Below are 6,629 nucleotides of genomic sequence, written 5' to 3'. Positions count from 1 at the left end.
CCTTATGTCACTCTATATATTACAAAATCATTATAATACATTATTAATTTTTTTATCTATGATTTACAAAAAAATTACAGAAACTAAATATAATAAAAGGTATCACCTCTTGATATAGCGATACCTTTTATATACTCTTTATCTAATTACATTTTTTACGTCTGTATTCACTGGCCATTTTTCTAAAGTGTAAGCCATTTCCCAAAATGAATATTCATATTGACTACTAATAATGAAATGCTGTTTCATACGCTTCCGATCAGACTCTGTCACTTGTTCAGCAATAGCATCTAATCGTGTAATTTGCTCTTCAACTAAAGTACGGAACCAATCAGATCCATAAGCAGAAATCCACTCTTTATAAATTGGCTCTTCTGGCTGGCACTCTTTTAAACGTTCACCAATTTCATAATATAGCCAGTAGCAAGGTAAAATTGCTGCGATAATATCTCCTAAATGCCCTTCATACGCCGCACGGTACATATGTGAAGTATACGCATATGCAGTTGGTGCAGGGATAAAATTATCTTTTTCTTCTTTCGTAATTCCTAATTTCTTTGCGAAATTCTCATGTAATGATAGTTCTGCTTCATATGTATTTTGAGCATGGTGTGCCATGCGAGCTGTCGTTTCTAATTCAAGAGCCTTTGCAGCTCCTAAAGTTTGTACTCTAGCAAAATGACTTAAATAATATGAATCTTGAAGTACGTAATAACGAAAACTTGCTAAATCTAACGTACCTTCACCAAGTTTTTTTACAAAAGGATGATTAAAACTTGCCTCCCAAATAGAATCAACTTCTTTACGTAATGTTTGTGAAAAAGTCATTTAAATTCCTCCAATAATGTATAAAATATACGTATTTATCCACAGTTATTAAAACCGTAAAACAAAAAAACTTTCTTTACAGGCGTAAAGAAAGTGAAATAGACAATATTAATTTATTCTTTAAATATGATCGTCTTCCCACTTCCCTACGCTGGTATTAACCAGATCAGGTACTAAGAGTCTCAAAATTATATTTGATCTCAGCCTACAAAAGGCCCCCCTAGTGGATAAATATTTAGTTGTCGTATTGTAATTATCATAGCATACTTCGTGGAACTATCAAAAGTTTTAATTGTACACTTATCTTAAAAACCTTCTTCTTTCCTTACTTTTAATGAAGTTTCAATTATCATATCTAATAGTTTACTATAATTAATTCCAGCCGCATCTGCACTTTTTGGCAGTAAACTTGATTGTGTCATCCCTGGTAATGTATTAACCTCCATTACATATGGAATTCCGTCCTTCACCATCATATCTACCCTTGCATAAACACTACATTTTAATGCTTTATAACAAGCCAATGACGCTTTATTTACACGTTCCTTAATTTCAGTTGGAAGTTCAATAACTTCTTCAATTGTACTAACATCATCGTATTTTGCATTGTAGTCAAAAAACTCCGCTGCATGTCGAATCGAAATGATAGGTAACTGTTTACCATCAAAAATTGAACATGTAATCTCGTCACCTTTTATATACTTCTCAATTACTACTTCAGAATCCCATTCGAATACAGTTTCCAGCATTGAGATTAATTCATTTTTATCATTGACGATCTTTACGCCAACACTCGAGCCGCCAGAGTTTGGTTTTACCACTAACGGAAATCCTAACTTATCTAATTCATCAAGCTTTAGATCCTCCATTTTTGTAAGTTCAATCCAATCTGGTGTTTCTACTCCTTCATAACGTAAAATCTTTTTTGAAATATTTTTATCCATACATATACCGCTAGACAACATATTGCTGCCGCTATATGGAATACCTAAACTCTCAAGCGTCCCTTGAACCGTACCATCTTCTCCGTATTTTCCGTGTAATGCTAGCAATGCAAAATCAATGTCTTTCGCTTTTTCAATTAAATCCATTTTTTCATTTAACGTAATTGGAACTATTTCATACTTACTCTTATCTAAATGTGCAATCATTTCATTCCCAGTCATAATTGATACTTGTTTTTCAGAGGATACTCCTCCCATAATAACGCCAATTCTCATTTTCTCAACTCCAAGTTTCATTTTTTAATGTTTCACCAATTATTTGAATCCCGCTAACAATTTCCTTTTCTTTCAAACGTGAAAATCCTAATCGGAATGTGTTCGCTCCTCCTCCATCAGAGTAAAAAACATCACCAGGAGAAAACGTTACGCCTTTCTCATAACACTTTTGTAAAAGTGTGCGGGCTTGAATTTTTTCTTCCAACTCTATAAACAAATGAAGTCCGCCATCTCCAGTCATCCTTTTAAACGGAATGTACTGATTACACGCCCCAACAGCTAACTCATATTTTTTCTTATAAACAGATCTTGCTTTTTTTAAATATTTTTCAAAATATCCTTCATGTAAATATTGAAACAGAACAGCTTGATCTAACGTAGATGTGTGAATGGTTCTTGCTCTTTTAACACTTTCTAAATAATGAATCAGTTCTTTATCTGCAATAATCCACCCTACACGTAAACCAGGGAAAAGTACCTTCGAAAAGCTACTAATATAAATCACATTATTACCAGCCCCAGCAAAAGTTAATAATGGCGCTAAATGTGAACCTGAATAACGTAATTCTTCATTGAACCCGTCCTCTATAATAGGAACCTTATATTTCGAAAATAGCCTCATCAATTCCGTTCTTTTCTCCGAACTCGTAACAATACCAGTTGGATTATGATAAGAAGGAATTAAATATGCAAAATCAAAATCCTTTTCACGTAAACTTTTTTCTACTTCAGTCGTATCAATACCATCATCATTCATATCTATCCCATGAACTTCAAGCCCGTGTAAGCGAAAAAGTTTCAATGCAGCATGGTGAGTTGGATTCTCACAAATAACACGCCCTGATTTCTTCGATAAGGAAGATAGTACAATATCTAATCCTTCTGTAAATCCATTTGTAATTAAAATATCTTTGTTCGAAATATCTACACCTTTCATTTCCATGTAATGAAGTAGATAATTCATTAACGGTCGATAACCTTTTGCATATCCGTAGTTCAATACGATATCCCCTTCAATGGACATACGAGTAAGAAAAGCTCTTTTGAAATTTTCAACATCAAATAGCTTTTCATCCGGGGCTATACTATTAAAAACAATCATTCCTTTTTCCCAGCGAACTCCATGCTTCATTAAGTCTAATTCATCCGCTAATGTGGTAACTGTATTAAGTTTATTTTTCCAATCTATTTCAACAGACGAGGTGTTACTTATATCCACCTTCGCAACGAAATTTCCTTTTCCTTTAACTGCATAAATGAGCCCTTCTTGTTCTAAATCCGCATAAGCAGAGAGTACTGTATTTCTGCTCACCGATAATAATTCACTCAGTTCCCTTGTTGATGGGATTTTTTGATCACCGAGCAAATGCCCTTTCATAATCATCTTTTTTAAATAATCCTTTAATTGAATATAAACGGGACGATCTTTTACAACTTTAAAATCTTTAAACAATTTCTTACCCCCTGCAATTATTTTTACATATTTATTTCATTCTCAAAAGGTCCACTACATATGTATTTTTTAATAATAGCGGTACGGTCAGCAAACCTATAAATCCTTTCGATATAAATTGATTACATCTTTTAAAGCGGCTGCGGCTGCCCCTCTTGGATTTGAGGCACCTCCAAGCGTTGTCACTTGCCCCATTGAATCCGTAAAGAACGTAATTCCTTTTTCGGTACCATTTATACTTGCTAATGGATGTTCTTTCTCTAAATTAAAAGGTTGTACGCTAAGGTTTACTTTTCCATTATCATCTTTATTTGCTGATGCAATTAATTTAATAGTTTTATTTTGTTCTTTCGCATTTTGAATTTGGTGCGTTGTAACGTGCTCTATTCCTTTTATTCGCATGTCTTTGAGTGCATAATCTGTTCCCATTAAACCATTCGTCAAAAGTAATAATTTACATGCGCTATCCATCCCGCTTATATCTAATAAAGGGTTTGTCTCCGCAATCCCTTTATTTTGTGCTTCTTGCAACGCTTCTTCAAAAGTTTTATCTTCTTCATACATTCTTGTAAGAATATAATTAGTTGTCCCGTTTAATATCCCTTCTATTTTTTCAATATTGCAACCTGCTAAACTAAATTGCCCAATATCTAGTGTCGGTAGTGCCGCGGCAGTTGCACCACTATATCGAATTCGTACATTCGCCATTTTTGCTGCTTCATTTATTTCTCTCCAGTTTGTAACAAGGGCACCTTTAGAAATTGCAACTATATCCATATGTTTCTCAATCGCTTGTTTTATATATTTTTTTCCTGGATTTCCATCTTTAAGATTTGTAACTGTTGATTCTACTAATACATTACCACTTATCTTATTTGTTGCACGTTCCTTCGGATGATGTTCTATATATTTTTCAATTGCAGCAGTACCACAACCATACATCAATAAATGATGAATAGACAAACCTTCCTCATTATGTATTGCAATATTCCTACCTAATACGCCACTTACAACTAAATGAATTCCATATGTTTCATATATATATAAATATTTTTCGTTTAATAATTTTATAAACTCTCTTCCTACTGTCCCATATCCTGATAATACAACTTGAATTTTCATAATATCCCCCCATATTTTTCTACCAAATCCCTCTTTCAATATAATATAAAGCGCCCTCGAATTCCATCGAGAGCGCTTTATATTATCTATTTCGGTAACCGTGATAATTTTTCTGCAATTGTTCTATAAAACTCTTGAATATTAGAAAATCCTAACGTGTCTGAAACGCTTAGTCCTACCATATCGAGGTGGTCCCAATTTGCTTTCGTTTCGATATGATTCCATTTTCCAATCTGTAATGACTTATTATCATTTGCAGCAATATTAGACGAAGGCGCAATCATAGAATTTGTATTTACTACACCGTCATTTTGCCACCAAGAAGTATCTATTAATGGTCGATTTTCTTCATACCTTGCAAAGGAACCTAAGAAGAATGCATTACCCATTAACACTTTATTCATCGTTATATGAGGTAAATGTAAACCTGTTATAGGTGTTGCTTGTGATGCATGTCCACTATAGGATAAGTAATATACATCCGATTGCGTTTTTACCCAATTATTTAACTCTTTTGCACCATCAGTACTTAAATCCCATTGACTTATATCTTTTGTATTTTTCCAAATTGAACTATTTAGAATACGATCACTATATTGGAAAAAGGACTCTCCGGCATTCTTTTTTATACCCCATTGTTCCAATTTAAAATCATATAATGATAAATTATTGTTTCCTCCTAAACTTGCAGCTGTAATGAGTAAATCTTTAACAAACGGTAACAGAAGACTTCCGTCCGCAAGTGTTGTACCATTGTGAGGAGTTGCTAATGTTGTAACACTATGAACATACGATTTACCACCTTCAAATAGTGGTGATATCTTTGTGTTCGAATGATTTTTCACATAATTCTTTTCTTCAAAACTGCCTTCTTTTAATAGCTGCACTAATGTTCTTGTCGTTTGTCCACCCATGCTATGTCCGACTAAATGAATTTTATTTGTTTCACTCCAATTCGGTGCAAAACCACTATAAGTTCTGCCAAAGCGATTATGTCCATGTATCTCAGCATGCGCCGCACCGTAATCTACTGTTCCACCGTTAATTTGCGCATATAATTCACATGCCCGATCCCAGTTACTAGAAACAGGCCCAACAGCAGCAGTATATACTGTATAATTATTTCTTTTTAAATCTTCCTGTATATCATGAACACCACCCCAATATTTAACCCCTAGCATTTCCTCTCTACCCCATCCGGCAAAGCCATTCACTAAAATGATAGGATAATTATTTTGTTGTCTCTCTTCTGCATAAGTTGTTTTCGCAGCGACTGAACAGAAAGTCACTAACGCAAAAAAACATATTTTTAAATATAATTTTCCCATACTTTCTCCCCCTAATAAAACGTTTACATTTTTCTATGAAAAAGATTTACACAATTAGTTTTCAACTTAAACATAATGTAAAGTATTTTATATACATTGTATATATAGAAAACATACACAAATGTTGATAAATATTAATTCAAGTTAGTATTTACTTTTTACAATACAACTTGTAAATCTGATTATTTGAATTTATAATTAAATATAGTTTCCTCATGTTAACTGGATTTAGAAATCATAAGAATACTAATTTCATTGCTTGAAAAGGAGGAAAAAAGCATGCAAATCGGATTAAATATTCATACATTATCTCAACCTACTAAAATAACTCCTTCTAGTCTTGAGCATAATACTATCTCTTCTACTAAACTTGAAGGTAAGAAAGCGAATGATCCTATCAAGTTCGATATTCGTTCATCTGAAAAAGAAATGAAACAGCCTGAGCATAAATTTAACGAATTAGATTTATGGAAGATGTTAAAGGATAAAGGTGTTCCTTTATGGATCATCCTTGAAATGCTACAAAAGTCTCGTAAAGAAAAAGAAGCTCAAAATAATTCAGTTCAAAATTCAAATGCGATTGAAGAAACGAGTGAGACTCGATTAAATGAAGTAATGTAAAGCATAATATTTGATTGGTCTATAAACTAAAAAGAGTTCGAGGTTGATAAAATTTTC

General features: G+C 33.2%; 6 protein-coding genes and 1 riboswitch. Of the genes, 1 reads left to right on the top strand and 5 read right to left on the bottom strand.

Annotated elements, in window-relative coordinates:
* Nucleotides 1–138 precede the first annotated feature (138 nt).
* From tenA to ACFWDE_RS29480, 5 genes are all read right to left on the bottom strand, one after another.
* The gene (tenA, locus tag ACFWDE_RS29500) at nucleotides 139–828 is read right to left on the bottom strand and encodes a thiaminase II (RefSeq protein ID WP_002147491.1); all 690 of its coding nucleotides are present in this window, start codon (nucleotides 826–828) and stop codon (nucleotides 139–141) included.
* Nucleotides 829–954: 126 nt separating this feature from the next.
* Nucleotides 955–1,060: riboswitch (TPP riboswitch) on the bottom strand.
* Between the two features lie 73 nt (nucleotides 1,061–1,133).
* Entirely contained in the window at nucleotides 1,134–2,048 is a 915-nt protein-coding gene (ddlB, locus tag ACFWDE_RS29495; protein ID WP_002147489.1) for a D-alanine--D-alanine ligase, read from the bottom strand.
* A 4-nt stretch (nucleotides 2,049–2,052) separates the two neighbouring features.
* Nucleotides 2,053–3,501 (bottom strand): MocR-like pyridoxine biosynthesis transcription factor PdxR, encoded by a 1,449-nt coding sequence (gene pdxR, locus ACFWDE_RS29490; protein WP_002147488.1) that lies wholly within the window; start codon nucleotides 3,499–3,501, stop codon nucleotides 2,053–2,055.
* A 96-nt stretch (nucleotides 3,502–3,597) separates the two neighbouring features.
* On the bottom strand, nucleotides 3,598–4,623 hold the full coding sequence (locus ACFWDE_RS29485; protein ID WP_377896264.1) for a homoserine dehydrogenase: 1,026 nt from the start codon (nucleotides 4,621–4,623) through the stop codon (nucleotides 3,598–3,600).
* A gap of 86 nt (nucleotides 4,624–4,709) precedes the next feature.
* Nucleotides 4,710–5,951 (bottom strand): esterase/lipase family protein, encoded by a 1,242-nt coding sequence (locus tag ACFWDE_RS29480; protein ID WP_377896263.1) that lies wholly within the window; start codon nucleotides 5,949–5,951, stop codon nucleotides 4,710–4,712.
* 279 nt (nucleotides 5,952–6,230) lie between these two features.
* On the opposite strand from ACFWDE_RS29480, the gene ACFWDE_RS29475 reads away from it, so the two are divergent.
* Complete coding sequence (locus tag ACFWDE_RS29475) at nucleotides 6,231–6,572, top strand: DUF3914 domain-containing protein (RefSeq protein ID WP_377896262.1); 342 nt, start codon at nucleotides 6,231–6,233, stop codon at nucleotides 6,570–6,572.
* Nucleotides 6,573–6,629 lie beyond the last annotated feature (57 nt).

This window comes from Bacillus sp. NPDC060175 (genome assembly GCF_042728695.1).
GTDB lineage: Bacteria > Bacillota > Bacilli > Bacillales > Bacillaceae_G > Bacillus_A.
This window is presented reverse-complemented; position numbering and strand designations above follow the sequence as displayed.